This is a genomic window from Pyxidicoccus xibeiensis (assembly GCF_024198175.1).
In the GTDB taxonomy this organism is placed as follows: Bacteria; Myxococcota; Myxococcia; order Myxococcales; family Myxococcaceae; genus Myxococcus; species Myxococcus xibeiensis.
Map to the genome: position 1 here is coordinate 368,163 of NZ_JAJVKV010000002.1, position 20,804 is coordinate 388,966.

General features: G+C 71.1%; 16 protein-coding genes, 1 tRNA gene and 1 pseudogene. 11 read left to right on the forward strand and 7 right to left on the reverse strand.

Annotation, left to right across the window (positions count from 1 at the left end):
- Positions 1 to 1,392 carry an MBL fold metallo-hydrolase RNA specificity domain-containing protein gene (locus tag LXT23_RS09680; protein ID WP_253979826.1) on the reverse strand — a complete coding sequence of 464 codons (1,392 nt, stop codon included), beginning with the start codon at positions 1,390 to 1,392 and terminating at the stop codon, positions 1 to 3.
- 33 nt (positions 1,393 to 1,425) lie between these two features.
- On the opposite strand from LXT23_RS09680, the gene LXT23_RS09685 reads away from it, so the two are divergent.
- On the forward strand, positions 1,426 to 2,805 hold the full coding sequence (locus LXT23_RS09685) for a sigma 54-interacting transcriptional regulator (protein ID WP_253979827.1): 1,380 nt from the start codon (positions 1,426 to 1,428) through the stop codon (positions 2,803 to 2,805).
- 1 nt (position 2,806) lies between these two features.
- On the opposite strand, the gene LXT23_RS09690 is transcribed toward LXT23_RS09685, so the two are convergent.
- Positions 2,807 to 3,820: a zinc-binding alcohol dehydrogenase family protein gene (locus LXT23_RS09690; protein WP_253979828.1), complete on the reverse strand. Its 1,014-nt coding sequence runs from the start codon at positions 3,818 to 3,820 to the stop codon at positions 2,807 to 2,809.
- Between the two features lie 85 nt (positions 3,821 to 3,905).
- On the opposite strand from LXT23_RS09690, the gene LXT23_RS09695 reads away from it, so the two are divergent.
- Positions 3,906 to 4,796, forward strand: coding sequence for a LysR substrate-binding domain-containing protein (locus LXT23_RS09695; RefSeq protein ID WP_253979829.1), 891 nt, complete (start codon positions 3,906 to 3,908; stop codon positions 4,794 to 4,796).
- A gap of 9 nt (positions 4,797 to 4,805) precedes the next feature.
- Here LXT23_RS09695 and LXT23_RS09700 read toward each other — a convergent pair whose 3' ends face one another.
- From LXT23_RS09700 to LXT23_RS09710, 3 genes are read right to left on the reverse strand one after another with little or no spacing between them, the layout of a single operon-like run.
- The gene (locus LXT23_RS09700) at positions 4,806 to 6,119 is read right to left on the reverse strand and encodes a serine/threonine-protein kinase (RefSeq protein ID WP_253979830.1); all 1,314 of its coding nucleotides are present in this window, start codon (positions 6,117 to 6,119) and stop codon (positions 4,806 to 4,808) included.
- Between the two features lie 23 nt (positions 6,120 to 6,142).
- Complete coding sequence (locus LXT23_RS09705; RefSeq protein ID WP_253979831.1) at positions 6,143 to 10,087, reverse strand: serine/threonine-protein kinase; 3,945 nt, start codon at positions 10,085 to 10,087, stop codon at positions 6,143 to 6,145.
- 53 nt (positions 10,088 to 10,140) lie between these two features.
- Positions 10,141 to 10,413: a helix-turn-helix domain-containing protein gene (locus tag LXT23_RS09710; RefSeq protein WP_253979832.1), complete on the reverse strand. Its 273-nt coding sequence runs from the start codon at positions 10,411 to 10,413 to the stop codon at positions 10,141 to 10,143.
- A 236-nt stretch (positions 10,414 to 10,649) separates the two neighbouring features.
- Here LXT23_RS09710 and LXT23_RS09715 point away from each other — a divergent pair, with 236 nt between their 5' ends.
- The 6 genes from LXT23_RS09715 (at position 10,650) to LXT23_RS09740 (ending at position 16,908) form a co-directional block, all read left to right on the forward strand.
- On the forward strand, positions 10,650 to 11,057 hold the full coding sequence (locus LXT23_RS09715) for a (deoxy)nucleoside triphosphate pyrophosphohydrolase (RefSeq protein WP_253979833.1): 408 nt from the start codon (positions 10,650 to 10,652) through the stop codon (positions 11,055 to 11,057).
- 1 nt (position 11,058) lies between these two features.
- Positions 11,059 to 11,988: a hypothetical protein gene (locus LXT23_RS09720; protein WP_253979834.1), complete on the forward strand. Its 930-nt coding sequence runs from the start codon at positions 11,059 to 11,061 to the stop codon at positions 11,986 to 11,988.
- A gap of 150 nt (positions 11,989 to 12,138) precedes the next feature.
- Entirely contained in the window at positions 12,139 to 14,187 is a 2,049-nt protein-coding gene (gene ftsH, locus LXT23_RS09725) for an ATP-dependent zinc metalloprotease FtsH (protein WP_407692882.1), read from the forward strand.
- A gap of 108 nt (positions 14,188 to 14,295) precedes the next feature.
- Positions 14,296 to 14,541 (forward strand): RNA polymerase sigma factor region1.1 domain-containing protein, encoded by a 246-nt coding sequence (locus LXT23_RS09730; protein ID WP_095959442.1) that lies wholly within the window; start codon positions 14,296 to 14,298, stop codon positions 14,539 to 14,541.
- Positions 14,542 to 14,640: 99 nt separating this feature from the next.
- Entirely contained in the window at positions 14,641 to 15,285 is a 645-nt protein-coding gene (locus LXT23_RS09735) for a nucleotide exchange factor GrpE (RefSeq protein ID WP_253979835.1), read from the forward strand.
- A 150-nt stretch (positions 15,286 to 15,435) separates the two neighbouring features.
- Positions 15,436 to 16,908 carry a trypsin-like peptidase domain-containing protein gene (locus LXT23_RS09740; RefSeq protein ID WP_253979836.1) on the forward strand — a complete coding sequence of 491 codons (1,473 nt, stop codon included), beginning with the start codon at positions 15,436 to 15,438 and terminating at the stop codon, positions 16,906 to 16,908.
- 4 nt (positions 16,909 to 16,912) lie between these two features.
- Here LXT23_RS09740 and LXT23_RS09745 read toward each other — a convergent pair whose 3' ends face one another.
- Positions 16,913 to 17,548: a DUF6066 family protein gene (locus tag LXT23_RS09745; protein WP_253979837.1), complete on the reverse strand. Its 636-nt coding sequence runs from the start codon at positions 17,546 to 17,548 to the stop codon at positions 16,913 to 16,915.
- 181 nt (positions 17,549 to 17,729) lie between these two features.
- Here LXT23_RS09745 and LXT23_RS09750 point away from each other — a divergent pair, with 181 nt between their 5' ends.
- Positions 17,730 to 18,089: a PilZ domain-containing protein gene (locus LXT23_RS09750; RefSeq protein WP_164000386.1), complete on the forward strand. Its 360-nt coding sequence runs from the start codon at positions 17,730 to 17,732 to the stop codon at positions 18,087 to 18,089.
- Between the two features lie 155 nt (positions 18,090 to 18,244).
- Here LXT23_RS09750 and LXT23_RS09755 read toward each other — a convergent pair whose 3' ends face one another.
- Complete coding sequence (locus LXT23_RS09755; protein WP_323378867.1) at positions 18,245 to 19,795, reverse strand: Glu/Leu/Phe/Val family dehydrogenase; 1,551 nt, start codon at positions 19,793 to 19,795, stop codon at positions 18,245 to 18,247.
- Positions 19,796 to 20,121: 326 nt separating this feature from the next.
- On the opposite strand from LXT23_RS09755, the gene LXT23_RS09760 reads away from it, so the two are divergent.
- Positions 20,122 to 20,197, forward strand: a tRNA-Thr gene (locus tag LXT23_RS09760).
- 126 nt (positions 20,198 to 20,323) lie between these two features.
- A pseudogene (locus LXT23_RS09765) lies at positions 20,324 to 20,791 on the forward strand (transposase); the annotation flags it as partial.
- Between the last annotated feature and the right edge of the window lie 13 nt (positions 20,792 to 20,804).

Below are 20,804 nucleotides of genomic sequence, written 5' to 3' on the forward strand. Positions count from 1 at the left end.
TCACGTCGAGGAGGCCAGCTCCACCTTCTCCAGGTAGTCCGGCACGTAGGTCTTCCAGCCCTTCGACTGGACGCGGCGGCTGAGCGCCTCCAGGGCCTCCGGCTCGCCGTGCACCAGCAAGGTCTGGCGGGGAGGGGACTCGAAGCCTTCCATCCAGCGCAGCGTCTCCGTCCAGTCCGCGTGCGCGGAGAAGCCGCTCACCGTGCGGATCTCCGCGGCCACCGGCACCATCTGCCCATGGATGCGGACCTCCTTCTCCCCATCCAGCAGCCGCCGCCCGCGCGAGCCCACCGACTGGTAGCCCACGAACAGCACCGTGTTGCGCGGGTCCGGCAGCCGGTGCTTCAGGTGGTGCAGCACGCGCCCGCCCGTGGCCATTCCCGACGCGGAGATGATGACGGCCGGGCCCTGATGCTCGTTCAGCCGCATGCTGTCCTTCGCCGCCGTGACGAACTTCGTGCGCCGGGTGGCCAGCGGTGAGCCGCCGCGCTCCACCATCGCCGTCATCGTCAGGTCGTGCTCCTCCGGGTGCATCAGGTAGATGGGCGTCGCGTCACACGCCATTGGCGAGTCCACGAACACGTCCACCACCGGAATCCGCTTGGCGTCCTCCAGCTGGCGCAGGTGGAAGAGCAGCTCCTGCGTCCGTCCGATTGCAAACGCCGGGATGACCACCACGCCCCCGCGCTCGAACGCGCCCTGCACCGCCTCGCACAGCGACTCCACCGGCTTCGTCTCGCGGTGCTGGCGGTCGCCGTAGGTGCTCTCCACCACCAGCGTCGTCGCCGAGGCCACGCTCTGCGGGTCTCTCAGGATGGGCGCCTGGTAGCGCCCCAGGTCGCCGCTGAACACCACCCGCTGCCGCGTGCTCTTCAAGTCGAACACGCACACCGCCGAGCCCAGGATGTGGCCTGCCCGGTAGAAGGTGAGGGTGATGCCCGGGAGGATCTCCTTCGGCCGCTCGTAGCCGAACGTCTCCAGCAGGCCCACCGCCCGCTTCGCGTCCGCCACCGTGTACAGCGGTTGTGCGGGGTGGTGCTTGGAGAAGCCCTCCTTGTTGGCGTAGCGCGCCTCTTCCTCGTGCAGGTGCGCCGAGTCCGGCAGCAGCAGCGCCGCCAGGTCTCGCGTGCCGGGCGTGGAGTACACCGGGCCGTCGTAGCCGTCGCGCACCACGCGCGGCAGCCCGCCCGTGTGGTCGATGTGCGCGTGCGTCAGGACGATGGCGTCGAGGCTGGCGGCGGGCACGGGCAGCGGCTGCCAGTTCCGCTGGCGCAGGGACTTCTGGCCCTGGAAGAGGCCGCAGTCCACGAGCACCTTACGGCCATCGTGCTCGAGGAGGAACTTGGAGCCGGTCACCGTACCTGCTGCACCGAGGAAGTGGAGGGAGGCCATGGGGCCACTCTAGCGTGATAACGTGTATCGCCCATGAGCAACTCCGAGCGCCCCCCGGGAGCCGGCCGTCCACCCGAGGGCTCCGAGGATGTCCAGCAGACCCGCCCCCTTGGCCCGGGCAGGCCCGGCTTCTCCGGTGCCGTCCGGCGCTTCCGCTTCACCCTCCTGGAAGGGCCCCAGCCCGGCCTCACCAAGGACTCCAACGCGGACACCTTCTCCATCGGCTCGCATGCGCTCAACGACCTCGTCCTCGACGAGCCCACCGTGTCGCGCTTCCACTGCGAGGTGAAGATCGACCGGGACGGCGCCCGCGTGCGCGACCTGGACAGCCGCAACGGCACGGTGCTCGACGGTGTGCACATCCGCGAGGCCTGGCTGCGCGGTGGCAGCGTGCTCCGCCTGGGCCGGATCAGCGTGCGCTTCGACTTCAGCGCGGAGAGCAACCGGCTCCTCATCTCCGAGCGCACCACTTTCGGTGAGCTGGTGGGCACCTCGGCGGTGACTCGCGCCAGCTTCGCGCTGATGGAGCGCGCCGCCACCAGCGACGCCACGGTGCTCCTGGAGGGCGAGACGGGCACGGGCAAGAGCCGCGCCGCCCTGGCCATCCACCGTGCCAGCGCTCGCGCCGAGGGGCCGTTCCTCACCGTGGACTGCGGCGCCATTCCCGGCAACCTCCTGGAGAGCGAGCTGTTCGGCCACGAGAAGGGCGCCTTCACCGGGGCGCTCCAGCGCCGCGTGGGGGCCTTCGAGGAGGCCGACGGCGGCACCATCTTCCTGGATGAGATTGGCGAGCTGCCCGCGGAGCTGCAGCCCAAGCTGCTGCGCGTGCTGGAGGACCGGGAGATTCGCCGGCTGGGCGCCAACACGTACCTTCCCGTCAACGTGCGAGTCATCGCCGCCACGCACCGGGACCTGCGCGCCGAGGTGAACGCCGGCCGCTTCCGTCCGGACCTCTTCTTCCGGCTCGCCGTGGTGCGCGTGCTCATCCCCGCCCTGCGCGAGCGCCCCGAGGACATCCCCCTCATCGCCGAGCGCATCCTCGCGTCGTTCGGCGCCGCGCCCGAGCAGGTGGCGTCGCTCAGCACGCCCGAGTTCATCGGCCAGCTCCAGCATGCCGCGTGGCCCGGCAACGTGCGTGAGCTGCGCAACCACCTGGAGCGCTGCCTCGTCTTCCAGGACGCCATGTCGCCCGCCTCCGAGGAGGTGAGCCCCCAGGGCGTCCTGCGCAGCCTGGTGGACCCGAAGCAGCCCTATGCCGAGGCCCGCCGCCGCGCCCTGGAGGCCTTCGAGCGCGAGTACCTGGATGCGCTCATCAAGCTCCACGGCGGCAAGGTGGCGCAGGCGGCCACCGCCGCGGACATGGACCGCGTGTACCTGTACCGGCTGCTGCGCCGGCACAGGCTGCGGACCTGACTCAGAACCCGCTGAGGACGACCTTGCCCAGGGTGCGCCCGCTCTCCAGCCGCGCGTGCGCGCGCTTCAGGTTGGCCGCGTTGATGGGGCCCAGGTCTTCCTTGAGCGTGGTGCGGAGGACTCCCGCGTCCACCAGGCTGGCCACCTCGTCGAGCAGGTGGTGCTGGGCAACCATGTCCGGCGTCTCGAAGCGGGAGCGGGTGAACATGAACTCCCAGTGCAGCGACGCGCTCTTGGACTTCAGCTTGTTGATGGGGAGCGGCTTCGCCGGGTCGTCGATGATGGCCAGCGCCCCCTGGGGCGCGAGCGCGTCGACGATGGCATCGAAGTGCTCCTCGGTGTGCGTGAGCCCGAGCACGTACTTCACGCCGCGCGGCGCCACGGCCTTCACCTGCTCCACCCAGGGCCTGGAGTGGTCGATGACGTGGTGCGCGCCCAGCTCGCGCACCCAGGCCTGCGTCTCCGGCCGCGAGGCGCTGGCAATCACCGTCAGGCCCGTGAGCCGCCGCGCCAGTTGGATGGCGATGGAGCCCACGCCTCCCGCGCCTCCGAGGATGAGCACCGAGCCGGCATTCACGGGCTTGCCCCTGCTGATTCCCAGCCGGTCGAACAGCAGCTCCCACGCGGTGATGCTGGTGAGCGGGAGCGCGGCGGCCTGGGCGAAGCTCAGCGACCGAGGCTTGTGACCGACGATGCGCTCGTCCACCAGGTGCTGCTGCGCGTTGGCGCCGGGGCGGTCCAGCGAGCCGGCGTAGAAGACCTCATCGCCAGGCTTGAACAGCGTGGCGTCCGGGCCCACGGCGAGCACCGTGCCCGCGGCGTCCCAGCCGAGCACCTTGTCCTGGCCCTTCGGGTCGACGCCGGCTCGCACCTTCACGTCTACCGGGTTGACGGAGATGGCCTCGACGCGCACCAGCAGCTCCCGTCCCGCGGGCTTCGGGGTGGGGAGCTCCACGTCGATGAGGCTCTGGGCATGGTCGATGGGCAGGTTCTGGCGGTAGGCAATGGCTCTCATGGGCTTCTCCTTGGCGAGGGGAAGAATGGGCCTGTCGCGTGATATCGGCCATTGATAGTTGACATCATCAACATAAGCGCCGCATATGACGTGGGTGCTCTACACCGACCTGGACATGGACCTGCTGCGGGCCTTCGTGACGGTGGTCGACGCGGGCGGGTTCACCGCCGCGGGGACGAGGCTCGGCCGTACGCAGGCGGCGATGAGCATCCGCATCAAGCGACTGGAGGACGTGCTGGGGCGGCAGGTCTTCGACCGGAGCAGCCGCTCGCCGCTGCTGACGCCGGATGGAGAGCTGCTGCTGAGCTACGCGCGGCAGATCCTGAAGCTGAATGACGAGACGGTGCAGCGCTTCAGCGAGCCGGACAGCGAGGGCGAGCTCCGGCTGGGCGTGGCGGAGTACTTCGTGCCGCAGCACCTGCCCGTCGTCCTGTCCCGCTTCACGCAGACGTACCCCCGCGTCCACATCCAGGTGAAGGTCGGGCTGAACGACAGCCTGTTCGAGTCCCTGGAGCGCGGCGAGCTGGACGTCGTCATCTGCCGGACCGAGAAGCCGCGCCGGGGCGGACGGGTCGTGCGCCGCGAGCGGCTGCTGTGGACGGCGGCACCGGACTTCCGGAGCGACGCCGCGTCGCCGCTCCCGCTCTGCATGCTGCCGCCTCCGTGTGTCTTCCGCTCGCGGGCCCTCGCGGGGCTGGAGTCCATCGGCCGGCCCTGGCGGGTCCTCTACACGTGCGAGAGCGTGATGGGCGTCATCGCCGCGGCGCGAGCAGGCCTGGGCGTCGCCGTGCTCCCGGAGAGCGCGGTGACGGGAGGGCTGCTGCCGCTGCCTCCCGAGGAGGGCTATCCGGAGCTCGGAGAAATCGAGCTGGCCATCTTCGGTGAGAGCCAGGAGCGCAAGCGACTGACGTCCACGCTCGTGCGGTTCATCGAGGAGAGCCTGCGTCCGCTCGAGCTTCCCCGGCGCGCGGGGTGAGTGCGCCGCTCAGGTCACGGTGCCGGCCCTGCCGCCCGTGGCCCAGCGCTCCAGCCGCAGCAGCTCTCCGCCCGCCAGCTTCGGACGCCCCTGCGCATCGGGGGCGAGCTCGCTCGGCGCCGCGTGCAGGTAGACCCGCACCTCGGTCACCCTGCCGGAAGCCGCCTGGGCCCGGGTGAGGACTTCCTCCGCGAGGGCTCGGGCCTCCTGCATCGACGGGACACGTGCCGCTGCGTCTTCGGGCAGCGCGCGCCAGGCCAGCAAGGCGTTGCCGCCCTCCAGCGCGAACACCCAGCCCGAGGACTCCAGCGCAGCGCGGGCCGCGTCCAGCGCGGCGTCTCTCGCGTCCAGGTCCTCGTCCGAGGGTTCTTCATGAGCGTCGGAGAACCGCACGTCCACATGGATACCCGCGGCCCAGGGCCAGGCCGTGGCTGGCGCGAGCACCGCTCTCAGGGCCGCGAGGAAGGAGGGCACGTCCGGCCAGCGCTCCTCGGGGCGCTTCGCGAGGCAGCGCCGCACCGCGGCCTCCAGCGCGGGCGGTGCCTGGACGCGCTCTCCCAGTCGCGGTGGTGGGGCGTGCAGGTGCTGTTCCTCGACCTCCACCGCGCTCGCTCCCTCGAACGGGAGCCTCCCCGTGAGGAGCTGATAGAGGAGCACGCCCAGCGCGTACAGGTCCGTGCGCGCATCCACGGCCTGTCCGCGAATCTGCTCTGGGGCCATCGCCACCGGCGTGCCCAGGACCGCGCCCGCGCTCGTCAGGCCGGACAGCCCCTCCGGCACCTGGACGCGGGCGATGCCGAAGTCCACCAGCTTCACCGTGAAGCCCTCCGCGCGCGGGATGACCATCACGTTCTGCGCCTTGAGGTCGCGGTGCAGGACGCCCCGGACATGGGCGTGGTGCAGCGCCGCGCCCAGCTCCTCCATCACCGTGAGCGCCTCCTCGGTGGAGAAGGGCCCCCGCTGCGCGAGCCACCGGTCCACGCTCTCTCCGGGCAGCCACTCCATGGCCAGCCACGGGCGGCCGTCCCGCAGCTCGCCGTACTCCAGGACCTCCACGATGTGCGGATGGCGCAGGGCCTGGAGCGTGTCCGCTTCCTGCTTGAAGCGGCGCAGCACCTCGGGTGTGTGGTTGTACTGCTCGCGCAGCACCTTCACGGCGGCGGGCAGGTGCGTGGAGGCATGGCTGGCGCGGTAGAGCCACGCGGTGACCCCCGGGTGGACGCGTGCCTCCACCACCCACGGGCCCACGAGGGCTCCGCGCTCCAGCTCGTCACCGTACAGGGCCACCTCCGCCCCGGGAGCAGTGTCGTCGCGTCCGGCCATGGGCCATCACTAGCACGAGCCGCCTACGTGTTCCCGCGCGGCTCCCGCACCAGCATCCGCACGCGCTCCGTCCAGAGGGGCGCCTCGCTCACCGTGGCGTCCACTTCCTCCACGCGGGCTCGCAGGGTGGCCTCGTCTCCCGCGGCGCGGGCCGCTCGCGCCGCCCAGACGAGGACTTCCAGCCGCTCGTCCGGGGTGGCCTGCTGGCGTGCCTCCTCCACCAGCCGCGCCCACTCGTCCGCCCCATAGGCCAGCGCCCCGCGCGCCTCTCCCACCACGCGGTGCACCACCGACAGCATCAGCCGGTCCGCGGGTGGCATGCGCGCGGTGGGGGCCAGCTCCTCCAGCCATGCGAGCTGGCGCGCCGCTTCCGCCATGTCACCCAGCTCGCAGCACAGGCGCGCCACCAGCAGCGCGTCCTGCGTCATCGAGGCCTGGAAGAAGCGCTGGCTGAGCACGCCTGCCCGCCGAGCCAGGCCGAGCGCCTCGGCGGCCCGGCCCTGGTAGAGCAGCAGCAGGGCCAGGTTGAAGGCCGAGGTCCGCTCTATCTGCACGTTGCCCAGCTCGCGCCCCAGGGACACGGCGCGCTCCAGGTCCGTCCGCGCGCCCTCCACGTCCCGGCGCTGCACGTGCAGCACCATCCGGTTGTTGAGCGTCACGCCCAGGTGCAGCGTGTCTCCCGTGGCCTCGCAGAGCGCGATGGCCTCGTCGAAGCGCCGGGCCGCGTCCTCGAGCTGGCCCGTCCAGGCCAGCATCGCGCCGAGCATGGCCAGGGCGATGGCCTCCGTCTCCGCGTCACCCGTGGCCCGTGCCATCTGCACGGCCCGCTCCAGCGGGGGCACCGCGCCGGTGATGTCCTCGCTCCTCACGACCACGCGGGCCTGGGCCAGGGCATGTCTCGCGGCCAGCTCCGGCGGCACCGTGTCACCGAGGCGGCGCAGGGCCTGGGCCAGCAGGGCAGTGGAGCCCTCCGCGTCGTCCCGCCAGTCCAGCGCGGTAGCCTCCTCCAGCAGCAGGTCGGCCTCGCGCACGGTGTCGCCGCGTGCCTCGGCCAGCGCCCTCGCGGCGCGCAGGTCCTCCAGTGCGTCGTCGATGCGCTGCAGCCGGTAGCGCACGCGGCCCCGTCCGGACAGCAGCTCTAGCCGGAGGACGTCGTCTCCGTGCGGCAGCAGGTCCAGGGCGGCGGAGGAGTGTCGCTCCGCTTCCAGCAGCCGGTGCGCGCGGCGGTGGGCCTCGGCCAGGGTGCGGTGGAGCTCGAAGGCCAGGGCCACGTCCCCCGCGGCCTCCGCCAGCCGGGCCTTTCGGATGGGCGCGGCGTCCGGCAGGGCTCGCAGCGCCGCGGCGCAGATGCGCCGTCGCACCGCTGTGGGGAGCAGCGCTCCGAAGGCCTCGCGCAGGGACGGGTGCTCGAAGCGCCAGCGCCGGGGACCGCGAGGCTCCAGCATGCCCGCTCTCGCCAGCCGCTCCAGGGCGACGCCCGGGTCCAGGGAGAGGTCCAGCTCCGCGCCCGCGTCCAGGTGGGCGAGCGTGGCGGACAGCTCCTCCAACCGGACCTCGTCCCCCAGCAGCGCGCCGACCTGGAGCAGCGAGCGCAGGCCCGAGGGCAGCGACGCGAGGCTCCGCTCCGCGAGCCTTTCATCCGGCCGCGTGCTGTCCGTCGCCAGGCCGTGCAGCGCGTCCGCCGCCAGGTAGGCGCCTCCACCGGCCGGTGCGCGGATGGCGCCCGCCGCACGGAGCGCGCGCACCGTCTCCATCATGCGCAGCGGCGAGCCTCCGCACCGGTCCACCAGCTCGCGCACCACGCCCTCGGCGAGCAGGTCCACGGGACGCAAGAGCTCGCGCAGCAGCTCGCGCGCGGCGCCCTCGGAAAGTGGAGGCAGGTCCCACTGCGCCGCGTCCCTGGCGCGCTCTCCCAGGTACGGCCGGAGTCCCAGCAGCCGGTGCCGCCCGGCGAGGACGATGCACAGCGGGGCCCGGACGCCGGCCAGGGTGGCCAGCTCCAACGCATCCAGCGCGGTGGGGTCCAGCGTGTGCGCATCGTCCACGAGCAGCACGAGAGGGCGCTCGGACGCGAGCCGCCACAGCCGTGAAGCCAGGGCCCGGGCGATGAGCTGGCGGCGCGCGGCCGGATGGGCCGTGGCGGTCTCCACCGAGGGCCCGGCATCGGCGAGGAGGTGGCCCACCGTCTCGTCGGGAGGCGTGGAGGGAGGCAGGCCGAGGACGGTGGTGATGAGGTTGCGCAGGCCACTGTCACTGGCGCTGCCCTCGTCGGGGACGGCTTCCACGAAGAGGGCCGACACGCCGGGGGTGCTTCGCAGCTCGCGGTGCCACGTGGTCAGCAGCCGCGTCTTGCCCTGACCTTCCTCGCCCAGCAGGGTCCGCAGGGCGGGGGCTCCACTGTCGCGGACACGTGCGAGCCCGTCCCTCAGCCAGGCCAGCTCCGCGTCCCGGCCCAGCGTGACGGCGACGGGCAGGAGCACGACCTCCGGTACCGGCGTGCGGCCCGGCGGAGCGTTGCCAAGGGAGGCCTGGGCCTCGGGGGTGAAGAGGAGGTGCCCGATGGGGGAGGGCGGTGTCTCGGAAGCAGCGGCGGGGGAGGGCCACCACCGCTCGGGGTGCTCCACGGCGGCGCCGCCCACCGTCACCCGTCCGGTCCGCTCGCGCAGGCGCAAGGGGGCGCGGTGGAGGACGCGCACCGAGCCGGAGGGCAGGCTCGGTCCGAGCGCGTCTGCTGCCTTGAGCGCCGTGCGCAGCCCGGCCTCTATGGTGGTCGCATGGGGGAAGGCGAAGAGGGCGAGCCCGGCCTCTACTCGCGCCAGCTCCGCGCCGGAGCCGGCGAGGTGTACGAGCAGCGCGGGCACGTCCAGCGACGTCCTCACGCCCAGCAGGGCGACTTCGCGCGGGCTCCTTCCGCCCTGTGGAGGGAGGGATACCGGGGCCTCTTCATCTCCGGGCGGGGCCATGGGCGCGTCCTGGCGCCCATCGGTTGACGTTGCATGAAGAGGACTCGGGGCCTCGGTAGGGGACGGGGCCGGAAGCTCCATCGCGCGCGCTGTATCGTCGAGCACCCCGCGCAGCGCTTTCGCCAGCGCTTGCGCGCTTTCGAACCGTTCCTCCGGATTCTTGGCGAGCAGCCGCTGCACCAGCGCCTCGACCTCGGCGGGCACAGGCCCGGGCGCGAGCCCCGCCAGCGCGGGAGGCCGCCGTGAGACATGCGCCTGGAGCACCGCGGCCGTGTCCCCCACGAAGGGCGGCCGTCCGCAAACCAGCTCGAAGGCCATGATGCCCAGGCTGTACAGGTCCGCCCGCGCGTCGATGTCCCGCGCGTCCCGGCACTGCTCGGGCGCCATGTACTCGTGGGTGCCCAGCCGCTGCCCGGTCCGGGTGAGCGTCGTCGGCGGCGCCGTCGCGTCGTCCCCCGCCCCCAGCCGCGCCAGCCCGAAGTCCAGCAGCACGAGCCGCGCCCCGGCGAGCATCACGTTCTCCGGCTTGAGGTCCCGGTGCACGACGGCCGACGCATGCATCCGCGCCACCGCCTCCGCCAGCGCCAGCATGACGGGCCCCGCCTCGTGCCATGGCCACGCCCCCGTGCCGGGCCGCTCCGCCATGGCTCGCGCCAGGGTGACGCCCTCAATCCGCTCCATCACCACCACGGGCTCGCCCGTCGTCGTGGTGACCTCCCCCAGCAGCTCCGGCGCGGTGGGAGGGCCCAGCCGCCGCAGCGCCTCGACCTCCCGCTCCAGGCGCTCGCTGGCCAGCGGCTCCAGCACCTTGAGGGCCACCTCGCGCCCGTCCTCCTCCCGCCGGGCGGCGAACACCCGCCCGAAACCGCCGCGTCCCAGGGCGGCTCCCACCGCGAAGCCGTACACGTCCGGAGGCCGGGCCGGGGGCTCCGGTGGGCGTGGCTCGGCCGGGGGATGGAGGGGACAGCGCTCCGCCACGCGGCGGTGACAGGTGGGACAACGCATCGGGGGGAGCCCGGAGGCCGGAAGGCCGGCTTCCGCTCAGGACCGGCGAATCATCAATCAGACATCTCCGGCAGCTCGGGCAGCGTGTCCGGGTCCAGCTTCAGAATCACACACAGCCGCGTCAGCGTGGAGATGGTGGGCACCATGACCCCTCGCTCCACCCGGGCAAGGACCTCCACGGGAATCTCCAGCCGCTCGGCGACCTCCTCCATGCCGAGCCCCGCCTGCTGGCGGGCGGCCTTGAGTGCCGCGCCGAGCACCTCGGCCTTTTCCCTCCGACTCGTCGTCATACCCCCGAGCATGACGCCATCCGGCCGTTCCGTCATCCAATTCACCACATGCCCCAGCGACGACGCACGGCCTCGAACAGTGTCTACGGGGTGCCCCGGGCCCGGACGCAAGCCCCCCGCCCGTGCGCGGGAACTGTGCTGCCCGGCGCCAGGGTGGCCGCTCCGTCGGGCCGTGCGCAGGGTGGGAGGATGGGCTGTGGCATTGGCGCCGGGCGGGTGCTGTGTTAGGTCGCCCGTCCCCGGTGTCCCTGCTCAGGAGACAGGAGAAGCGAATGGCCCGCCGCCACGTCCGCGTCGTCGGTGCAATGCTCCAGAACGAGCAGGGGTGCTACCTCATCACCCAGCGCCCCCCCAAAGCATCCCTGCCCCTGCTCTGGGAGTTTCCCGGTGGCCGGGTGGAGGAGGGCGAGGAAGATGCCGCCGCGCTCGCCCGCGAGATTCGCGAGGAGATGGGCGTGGCCGTCACGGTGCTCGAGGAGGCCATGCACACCCGCCACGAGTACCCGACCTACGACATCGACTTCCGGGTGTTCCACTGCCGGCTGGCGGAGCCCGAGGACCACATCCGCCACCTGCGCGTGCATGACCACCGCTGGGTCAAGCTGGAGGAGATGTCGAAGTACCGCTTCCCGGACGCGGACGCCAAGACGCTCGCGAAGCTGCTGGGCCTGGACGCCTGACGTGGCGCGGCCCCTGGTCCTGGCAGTGCTCGCGGGGGTGCTCGCCGGGTGCTCCGGCTCCAAGCCCGTGCCCGTCGTCGACACCGCACCGGACGCCGGCTCCCAGGTGCCCGCGGAGGGCGTGCCCGGCTGCACCTTGTATGGCGAGCCCCGACAGACAGGCACCAGTCCGGACGTGCTGCCCGAGCTGTCCGGCCTGGCCGCCAGCCAGCGCCACCCCGGCGTCTTCTGGGGAACCAATGACTCCGGCAACGACTTCGAGGCGTTCGCCCTGGACGAGACGGGCGCCGTCCGCGCGCGGCTGACGCTCACCGGCGCCAACCCCCGGGACATCGAGGACGTGACGGTGGGCCCCTGCGCCCCCGGTGACTCGCGCTCCTGCGTCTTCCTGGCGGACATCGGCGACAACTTCGAGCGCCGCGACACGGTGTACCTCTTCCGCTTCCCCGAGCCCGAGACGCTCGCCGACGCCACCCTCGCCGCGGACGTGCTGCCCTTCACCTACGAGGGCGGCCCCCATGATGCCGAATCGCTGGTGATGGACGTGCGCTCGGGACGCCTGGCCATCATCACCAAGTCGCGGGTGTCGCTGGGGGACGTCTTCGCGCTGGAGGGGCTGCGGCCGGGCACGCCCGTCAGGGCGACGAAGCTGGGCACGCTGGAGGTGGCCGGAGGGCTGGACGCGGCCACCACCGCCGCCTCGCTCCACCCATCCGGCCAGCGGCTGCTGCTGCGCACCTATACGCGGGCGTGGGAGCTGCGCCAGCCGGGCGCCGCTCGCCTGGAAGACCTCCTCAAGGGCCAGCTCGTCGAGGTGCCGTCCGCGAGCCAGGCACAGGCCGAGGCCATTACCTTTCTACAGGACGGCAACGGCTACCTGCTGGGCTCGGAGTTCACCAGTCAACCCCTGTACCGCACCGGATGTCGGTGATCCGGCGCATCCCACTCCACACACCGTGAAGCCCGCCTGCCGGGTTGACGGTATGGCGACGGTGAACATCTTTGGCCACAGCCAGGGGTGCCGCCACATGGACACGGTGTCCCTGTTGTGCGGAGGAGGGGGAGGGCGAGCGTGCCGACGATGAAGCCACAGGATTTGCCGCCGGGTATGGGCCCGCGCGGAAAGAAGACGGACAAGCCAGCGCCGACGGGACGGGGGTTCAAGTTCGGGTCGCCGCTGGGCTACATCTTGCTGCTGGTCCTGGGCTTCCTGCTGTTCCGCAACGTCTTCCAGGACGCGGGCGTGCGGCGTGTGAGCTACAGCCAGTTCCGTGATGCGGTGGAGGCGGGCAACTTCAGCCGCGTCCAGATTTCCAACGAGTGGGTGAAGGGGTTCCTCAAGGACACGGCGCAGCCGCCGCCGTCCGGGGACCGCGCGCTGCGCAGCGAGCCCAGCGCCCTGCCATGGATGGCGTACCGCGTGGCGGGTGACGAGGGGCTCGTCCCCATGCTGGAGGAGAAGGGCATCCAGTTCGAGGCGGTGCCCCAGTCCGGCCTGGGCGAGGCGCTGTGGATATGGCTGCTGCCCCTGGGCCTGTTCTTCCTCTTCTGGAGCTTCATGATGCGCAGGGTGGCCGGCGGCATGGGCCAGGGCCCGCAGAGCGTCATGAGCTTTGGCAAGACGCGCGCGAAGGTGCAGGCCGAGGCCGACACCGGCGTGGGCTTCAAGGACGTGGCCGGCGTGGACGAGGCCGTGGACGAGCTGCGCGAAATCGTCGAGTTCCTCAAGACGCCGGAGAAGTTCCGGCGTCTGGGCGGCCGCATCCCCAAGGGCGTGCTGCTGGTGGGCCCTCCGGGCACCGGCAAGACGCTGCTGGCGCGAGCGGTGGCGGGCGAGGCGGGCGTGCCCTTCTTCAGCCTGTCCGGCTCCGAGTTCGTGGAGATGTTCGTCGGCGTGGGCGCCGCCCGCGTGCGAGACCTCTTCGCGCAGGCCACGGCCAAGGCGCCGTGCATCATCTTCATCGACGAGCTGGATGCCATCGGCAAGAGCCGCAATGCGGGCGTGGCCGGCGGCCATGACGAGCGCGAGCAGACGCTCAACCAGCTGCTGGCGGAGATGGACGGCTTCGACAGCCGCGCGGGCCTCATCATCCTCGCGGCCACCAACCGGCCGGAAATCCTGGACAGCGCGCTGATGCGCCCGGGTCGCTTCGACCGGCAGGTGCTGGTGGACCGGCCGGACAAGCGGGGCCGCGAGCGGGTGCTGGAGATCCACTCGAAGGGCGTGAAGCTGGGCTCGGACGTGGACCTCAAGTCCATTGCGTCCCGCACGCCGGGCTTCGCCGGCGCGGACCTGGCCAACGTGGTCAACGAGGCCGCGCTGCTGGCCGCGCGCCGCAACCGCGACGCGGTGATGCGGGCGGACTTCGAGGAGGCGATTGAGCGCGTGGTGGCGGGTCTGGAGAAGAAGAACCGCCGGATGAACGAGCGCGAGAAGGAAATCGTCGCGCACCACGAGGCGGGCCACGCGGTGGTGGGCTGGATGATGCCGCACGCAGAGCGGGTGACGAAGGTGTCCATCATCCCGCGCGGGCTGGCGGCGCTGGGCTACACCATGTCGCTGCCGCTGGAGGACCGCTACCTCATGTCGCTGGAGGAGCTGCGCGACAAGATGGCGGGGATGATGGGCGGCCGCGCCGCGGAGGAGATCTTCATCGGGGAGATCTCCACCGGTGCCTCCAACGACATCCGCCAGGCCACGGAGATGGCCCGGATGATGGTGCGCGACTACGGCATGAGCACCCTGGGCCCGGTGGCCCTGAGCGCCGACCACGGACCGGGCTTCCTCCGCTCCGCGGGCGTGCCCGAGACGCGCAGCTACTCCGAGCAGACCGCGCGGATGATTGACGAGGAGGTCCGCAAGCTCGTCAGCGAGGCGCTGGACAGGGCCCGCGAGGTGCTTACGCTGCACAAGGACAAGGTGCAGGCCGTGGCGGCCCGCCTCCTGGCCACGGAGGTCATCGAAGAGGACACCATGGCGGCCATCCTCGGCCCCAAGGTGGTGGCCCAGCGGGGCCTGCTGCACCCGGAGGCGCGCCAGGTCATCTCCGCGCATCCAGTAGGGGTGGGTGGCAACGAGGAGCAGACGCCGCCGACCCAGCACACCAGCAAGGCGCCCCTGGATTCCTGAGAGACGCTCGGGCGCCTGCCCTGCTGCCGTGCCTTCGCCCACCGACGCCGCATCAGCCTGCGGTGTCCGGTGGGCGAAATTATCTTGAGCCCGAAAGGAGGCGTCGCCGTGGAGAATCGGATCGGCAAGAGCTACGTGGCCCGCAAGGCCCTCTTCGCCAAGGGGTTGAAGGAGGGGCGGCTCACGGTGCAGGAAATCGAGGAGGCGCTTCCCGCGGGGACGCTGACGGCGGCGGAGCGCTGGCTCCTCTACTACTCGCTGCGAGCCGCGCAGGTGGAAATCGTAGACGAGGTGACCGGGCAGGTGGACCACGGCTTCATGGCCGAGTCACCCGCCGCGCCACAGGAGCATTAGCAGCGGACCCGCGTTGACAGGTGCGCCGTCGCGGTTACGTTCCGGGCACAAACCCACCACCGCGCGCCACGGCGCACCCACCATCGCCTCAGGTTCGACATGGACGGCAACACCCGTACCGACGCCACCCCGGAAGCCCAGCAGGCCCAGACCGCCAACGGTGGGGGGCCTGCCCAGGGTAACGGGGAGCCCGCCTCGCAGCAGCCCCAGGCCCCGGAGGAGCGCGCCTCGGCCGAGAGCGCTGCCCCGAAGGCCGACGCGGAGAAGGAGCGGCTGCTGACGGAGCTGGAGGCCACCCGGAAGAAGTACGACCAGCTCGCCCGCGCCTACCAGGACGTGAACCGGGACCGCGAGGAGTTCAAGCAGCGGCTGACCCGCGAGCGCGAGCAGATGATGGACGTGGAGCGCGGCAAGGTGGCTTCCACGCTGCTGGAGGCCATCGACGAGCTGGACCGCTGCCTGTCCGCGAGCGCCCAGGACACGTCGCCGCTGGCCCAGGGCGTGCGGATGATTCGCGAGGCGCTGCTGGTGAAGGTGCAGAACACCGGCATCGAGCGCCTCAAGCTGGTGGGCCTGCCCTTCGACCCCAACGTGGCCGAGGCGGCGGACATGGAGATCACCACCTCCCCGGACGAGGACCAGCGCGTGACGGCGGAGCTGCGCGCCGGCTACAAGCTGAAGGGCCGCGTCATACGCCCCGCCCAGGTGCGCGTGGCCAAGTACGTGGCCCCGGCCCAGGCCTGAGGCCCGTCGGGGAGCCCCCTGGGACGGGCGGTGGGAGCCGCCCGTGGCTCGGCAAGGGCGGTGGAAGCCGCTCGTGGCTCGGCAAGGGCGGTGCACGCCGCCCGTGGCTCGGGAAGTGGCCGGCCAGGGTGACTGTTGGGGCGGATCGCCATGGCCCGCCGTGTAAGCTGTCCCCCCGTGCTCTCCCGACTGCTTTCCGTATGTCTCGTGCTGGCGCTCGCCCCCGTGGCCGGTGCCGCCGAGGGTCCGCTCGACTCCTGGCTCCGTGCGCGGGTGCGCGAGCACTCCGCCTGGTTCGTCGCGCAGGGGCAGGGGAGCCAGGGCCCGGCCACCGCTGAGCCCAGGCCGGGGACGCCTGCCCTGTGGCGCGAGCGTGCCCCGGGGCAGTCCGGCATCCCCGACTTCGTGCCTCCCACGTCGCTGGCGCCGCTGATCCGCGCGGTGGAGGCGGGCGTCGTCAACATCACCACGATGACCCCCCGTGAGAATGGCGTGGGGGGGATGAAGAAGGCCACGGGCTCCGGCTTCGTGCTGACGCCGGACGGCCTGGTCGTCACCAACAACCACGTGGTGGCGGGGGCGCGGCAGATTGCCGTGCGTCTATCGGACGGCCGCGAGTTCGCCGCCGGGGTGGTGGGCCGCGACGCCTCCACGGACGTGGCGCTGCTGCGGCTGAGCGGGGCGGACACGGAGAGCCTGCCGGCGCTGTACCTGGGGGACTCGGACCGGCTGGAGGTGGGCGACTGGGTGGTGGCCATCGGCAACCCCTTCGGGCTGGACCACTCGGTGGCGCACGGGATGATTTCCGCCAAGGAGCGCATCCTGGGCGTGGGCCAGTTCGACGACTTCATCCAGACGGACGCGCTCATCAACCCCGGCAACTCCGGCGGCCCGCTCTTCAACATGAAGGGCGAGGTGGTGGGGGTGAACACGGCCATCATCAGCCAGGGGCAGGGCATCGGCTTCGCGGTGCCCATCAACCTGGTGAAGGACCTGCTGCCCAACCTCCGGGAGAACGGGAAGCTGGAGCGCGGCTGGCTGGGCGTGGACATCATCGACGACGGCCAGAGCGGCGAGCGCCGTGCGCCGGTGGTGCGGGACGTCTACCAGGACAGCCCGGCCGCCTCCGCCGGCATCCGCCCGGGAGACCGGCTGGTGGCGGTGAACGGGCGGACCATCGGCTCGTACCTGCAGCTGCTGCGCAAGGTGGCGCTGCTGGCGCCCGGCACCGAGGCGCGCTTCACCCTGCTGCGTGGGAGCGCCACGCGCGAGGTGTCGGTGCGGCTCACCGTCCGGCCCGCGCAGGAAGTCACGGAGGGGCTGCTGCGGCGGACCACCAGCGACCAGCAGGTGGGGATGGTGCTGACGGACCTGACGCCCGAGGTGGCGGCGCCACTGGGCGCGGAGGCCTGGTCCGGGGCGCTGGTGTCGGCGCTCACGCCGCGGGGGCCGGCGGACGAGGCCGGCCTGCGCGTGGGCGACGTGGTGACCGAGGTCAACCGCCGCCGGGTGAAGGACGCGGCCGGGGTGCGCGCGGCGCTCGCGAAGGGCAGCGCCGGGGCCAGCATCCTGCTGCGTGTGAAGCGGGGCGACGCGCTCCAGTACGTCGCCATCGCCCGCTGAAGCGCTACTGCTTGTTGGCGTCCTTGCCGTTGAGCCACAGGCCGAGCGGATTGCCGGTGCGGCCCTCCGAGACGAGCAGGCCCTCCACCCGGGCGGTGACGCCATGGTTCTTCCCGCCGCCCTTCTTGGGCAGGCTCCACACGCCCTGCGGGGTGAAGACCACCTGCACGCGCACGCCCCGCATGGAGAAGAGGCGGGAGAACATCGGAGCGTTCCACCCCTCCGGGACGGTGCCGGTGACGGTCAGGAACGGGAGGAGGGGGTTGCCGTTGGCGTCCGTCTTCTTCGGCGTGCCGTGGGTGAGGGCGTAGCGGCCACCCGGGAAGAACGGGGTGATGTTGATGGTGTAGTCCCCCGTGCCGGGGTCGTAGGGGCCGGGGGCCAGCATGGTGGCGTCGTCCTCGGTGACGATCATGTACAGCCGCTTGCCCTGGTACTTCTTCCGGAAGGCCTCCGCCTGCGCCTTGCACTGCGGGTCCACGAGCGCGCCCTCACACGCGCCGATGTACTTCTCCAGGAAGGCCCCCAGCCCGCCCAGCGGCTCGGACTCGTCACGCAGCTTCGCGAAGCGGGAGTCCACGTCGGCCAGGGCCAGCGCGGGAAGGAGGAGGGAGACGGCGGCAACCAGGAAGCGACTCACGAGAGGGGACTCCGGGGAACGGGGGTTCAGCCTGGCATGGTGCCATTGGGACTGGAGCGCGGCACCTGTCTCGTGGATGGGTTCGTGGGTGGGTGGGGGTGGATGTAGGTGAAGAACTTGCCTACATATGGCTACCATGTAGGGTGTGCCTGTCACCACCTGTTCCGGGAGGTAGCCCCCAGTGTTCGAGCGTCCGCAGGAGCGTCGTACCCACCTTCGTTTTGACAAGGTCTTCACGGTTTACCTGACCACGCAGGACGGGATGATGCGGGGCGTGGGGCGCAACATCAGCGCGAGGGGCATGTTCGTGGAGGTGCGTGACTCGGTGGGCCTGGGCGAGAAGCTCAAAGTCACCTTCGCCGGCGAGGACGGCACGGAGATGACGTGCCTGTGCGAGGTCCGCTACCAGGTGGCCCTGGCCTTCGGGCGCAAGGACGGGCGCGAGGGCAGCAGCCGCGGGGTGGGGCTGCGAATCGTGGCCTACGAGACGCAGGACGACGCGCCCCTGCTCCTGGTGGACCGCGAGCGGGTGATGCACTGAAGCACTGCCGGGGCCCGTGAAGGGCTGCGCGGCCCGTCGCTCCCGGAACGCGGGGGCCGCGAAAGCACGGTCCGGGCCTTGGAAGCGAGAAGGGCACGTCCTCCACGTGGGAGGCCGTGCCCTTCGTCGTTACAGCGGTGGGAGCTCGCGGAGGACTACTGCGAGAAGCCCTCGAGGAGGTAGTGCGCCTCGATGCGCTTGAGCGCGAGAATCATGGCGGCGCAGCGGGTGTCCACGGCCTCGCCGATGCAGTACTGGCGGCTGTCGTGCATCTCCGTCTTGCGCGGCTGGTTGCGCGAGATGTCGCGGATGATGCGGTAGTTGCGCTTCATGGCGCGCTCGAGGCGCTGGTCGACCTCGGCCTCGCTCCAGCGCTCCATGCGCTTGTTCTGGATCCACTCGTAGTAGCTCACCGTCACACCGCCGGCGTTGGCGATGATGTCCGGGATGAGCTCGATGCCGCGCTTCTGGAGGACGCGGTCGGCTTCCGGGGTGGTGGGGCCGTTGGCGCCCTCGGCGATGAGCTTCACCTTGAGGCGCTCGGCGACGTCGGCGGTGATTTCGCCACCCAGCGCGGCGGGGACGAGGATGTCGGCCTGGACGTCCCAGAGGTCCTTCTTCTCAATCTTCTGGGCGCCAGGGAACCCGAGCACGCTGCGCTTGAGGTTCTTCGGGTCCGCCACATAGGCGGCCAGGGCGTTCACGTCGATGCCGTCACCATTGTAGATGGTGCCGTCGGAGTCATTGACGGCCAGGAGGCGGGCGCCCATGTGGCCGAGGATGAGGGCGGCGTGGCTGCCCACGTTGCCGAAGCCCTGGAGGACGAACGTCTTGCCCTTCACGGACTCGCCGCGGTCGGCGTAGTAGTCCTCGATGCAGTAGGCGACGCCCTGGCCGGTGGCCTTGCCGCGGCCCTCGGAGCCGCCGATGCGGACGTCCTTGCCGGTGACGATGCCGCGCAGGTTGTGGCGCTCGCGCTCACCGTCGGAGAACTGGCGGTACAGCAGCGCCATGATGTCCGGGTTGGTGCCCACGTCCGGGGCGGGGATGTCGATGTTCGGCCCGATGAGGCTCTTGAGCCGGTACATGAAGCGCAGGGTGATGGCCTCGATCTCCTCCTTGCCATACTCGCGCGGGTCGATCTGGATGCCGCCCTTGCCGCCGCCGAACGGCACTTCGGAGATGGCCGTCTTCCAGGTCATCTCCGCGGCCAGCGCCTTGAAGAGGTCCAGGGACACTTCACGGTGGTAGCGCAGGCCGCCCTTGTAGGGGCCGCGGGCCTGGTTGTGCTGGACGCGGTAGGCCTTGAAGCGCTGCGACTCACCGGGGACCAACTGGTAGACCTTGCCGTCCGGCAGGCGCAGGTGGCCCTGGCGGATGGCCACGTCAGAGCCGAGCAGGGCGCGGCCGTTGAGGATGATGTTGCCGTTGGCGAGCAGCTCCAGACCTTCCTTGTTGCGGACCTGCGTCTCCGGGAGGTCGGAGAAGGACTTCGCGCGGTCCGGTGCCAGGGGGACGAGGCGGTCCTTGAGCTTGGCCGTGACGTAGAAGATGTGCTCGTAGTCCGGCTCCTCCAGCTCGAGGCGGACGCGCTTGTCCAGCTTGATGAGGTCCGCGGCGCGATGGAAGATCTCCATCGCCTCGGTGTAGACGGTGCGCTTGGGCGAGGGGGCCGGGGCGCGCATGAAATTCTCTTCGCTGGCCATGACGGGAACCGCTCCTTGTGGGCCCCACCAAAAGGAGGGGGGCACGCGTTGGATGGCGGCCCTTATGCTCATAGCCGCTGGGAGGTTTCAACCGCGCCAAGCAGCGCCTGTTCCTCCAGAATCTGGAGGGATGACGGGCACTTATGGCAACGCGCTGTGTCACCGGGGGCAGACGCGGTGTGTCATGGCTGTCACGGTGGGGTGGCGGGAGCGGTTGCAGATCAAAGGGGCGGGCAGGGGAGCGGGGATGGCGCGTGAAACGGGGCTGATCATTTCTCCTTGCCCCCGCAAAACCCCCATGGTACTTCGCGCCCACCTTTCGTTTCGCCGACATAGCTCAGTTGGTAGAGCAACTGATTCGTAATCAGTAGGTCTCCGGTTCAAATCCGGATGTCGGCTCCAGAACAGAAAAAGGCCGGTTGCCCCAAGGGCAGCCGGCCTTTTTCATTTGGGCCTTTGGGGGAATTGTTGGGTAACGGAGCCCGACGCCCCACGGGAGTAGCTGTCTTGAAGGCGAAACGTCGGGGGAACTCCTGGACGCGGGAGCGCCGCGTGGTGGCCAAGGCCGAGTGGCTGGGTGACGAGCACAACCCTCGCTTCGTCGTGACGTCCCTCTGCGAGGAGCAGCACCCAGCGCGGGCGCTCTACGAGGAGCTGTACTGCGCCAGAGGTGACATAGAGAACCGCATCAAGGAGCAGCAGCTGGGCCTCTTCGCTGACCGAACCAGCGCCCACACGATGCGGGCCAACCAGCTGCGACTGTGGTTCGCCTCCGTGGCCTACGTACTGCTCAACCTGCTGCGGCACTTCGGCCTGAAAGGCACCGAACTCGAGCGTGCGCAGGCGGGCACCCTCCGGCTCAAGCTGCTGAAGGTGGCCGCCGTCGTCCGCGTGAGCATCCGCCGCGTCGTCCTGTCGTTGATCGCTGCCGCCCCAGTGAAAGGCCTCTTCACACGCATCGCGGAGCAACTGCGCGACGTCCCCACTCCCTCCTGACGCTCGCGGCTCT

Bases quoted from the DNA above. Each gene is read 5' to 3' on its own strand.
- ftsH (WP_407692882.1), top strand. From the start codon at position 12,139: ATGAAGCCACAGGATTTGCCGCCGGGTATGGGCCCGCGCGGAAAGAAG.
- LXT23_RS09735 (WP_253979835.1), top strand. From the start codon at position 14,641: ATGGACGGCAACACCCGTACCGACGCCACCCCGGAAGCCCAGCAGGCC.
- LXT23_RS09710 (WP_253979832.1), bottom strand. From the start codon at position 10,413: ATGACGGAACGGCCGGATGGCGTCATGCTCGGGGGTATGACGACGAGT.
- LXT23_RS09695 (WP_253979829.1), top strand. From the start codon at position 3,906: ATGACGTGGGTGCTCTACACCGACCTGGACATGGACCTGCTGCGGGCC.
- LXT23_RS09705 (WP_253979831.1), bottom strand. From the start codon at position 10,087: ATGCGTTGTCCCACCTGTCACCGCCGCGTGGCGGAGCGCTGTCCCCTC.
- LXT23_RS09755 (WP_323378867.1), bottom strand. From the start codon at position 19,795: ATGGCCAGCGAAGAGAATTTCATGCGCGCCCCGGCCCCCTCGCCCAAG.
- LXT23_RS09680 (WP_253979826.1), bottom strand. From the start codon at position 1,392: ATGGCCTCCCTCCACTTCCTCGGTGCAGCAGGTACGGTGACCGGCTCC.
- LXT23_RS09690 (WP_253979828.1), bottom strand. From the start codon at position 3,820: ATGAGAGCCATTGCCTACCGCCAGAACCTGCCCATCGACCATGCCCAG.
- LXT23_RS09700 (WP_253979830.1), bottom strand. From the start codon at position 6,119: ATGGCCGGACGCGACGACACTGCTCCCGGGGCGGAGGTGGCCCTGTAC.
- LXT23_RS09740 (WP_253979836.1), top strand. From the start codon at position 15,436: ATGGCCCGCCGTGTAAGCTGTCCCCCCGTGCTCTCCCGACTGCTTTCC.
- LXT23_RS09715 (WP_253979833.1), top strand. From the start codon at position 10,650: ATGGCCCGCCGCCACGTCCGCGTCGTCGGTGCAATGCTCCAGAACGAG.
- LXT23_RS09685 (WP_253979827.1), top strand. From the start codon at position 1,426: ATGAGCAACTCCGAGCGCCCCCCGGGAGCCGGCCGTCCACCCGAGGGC.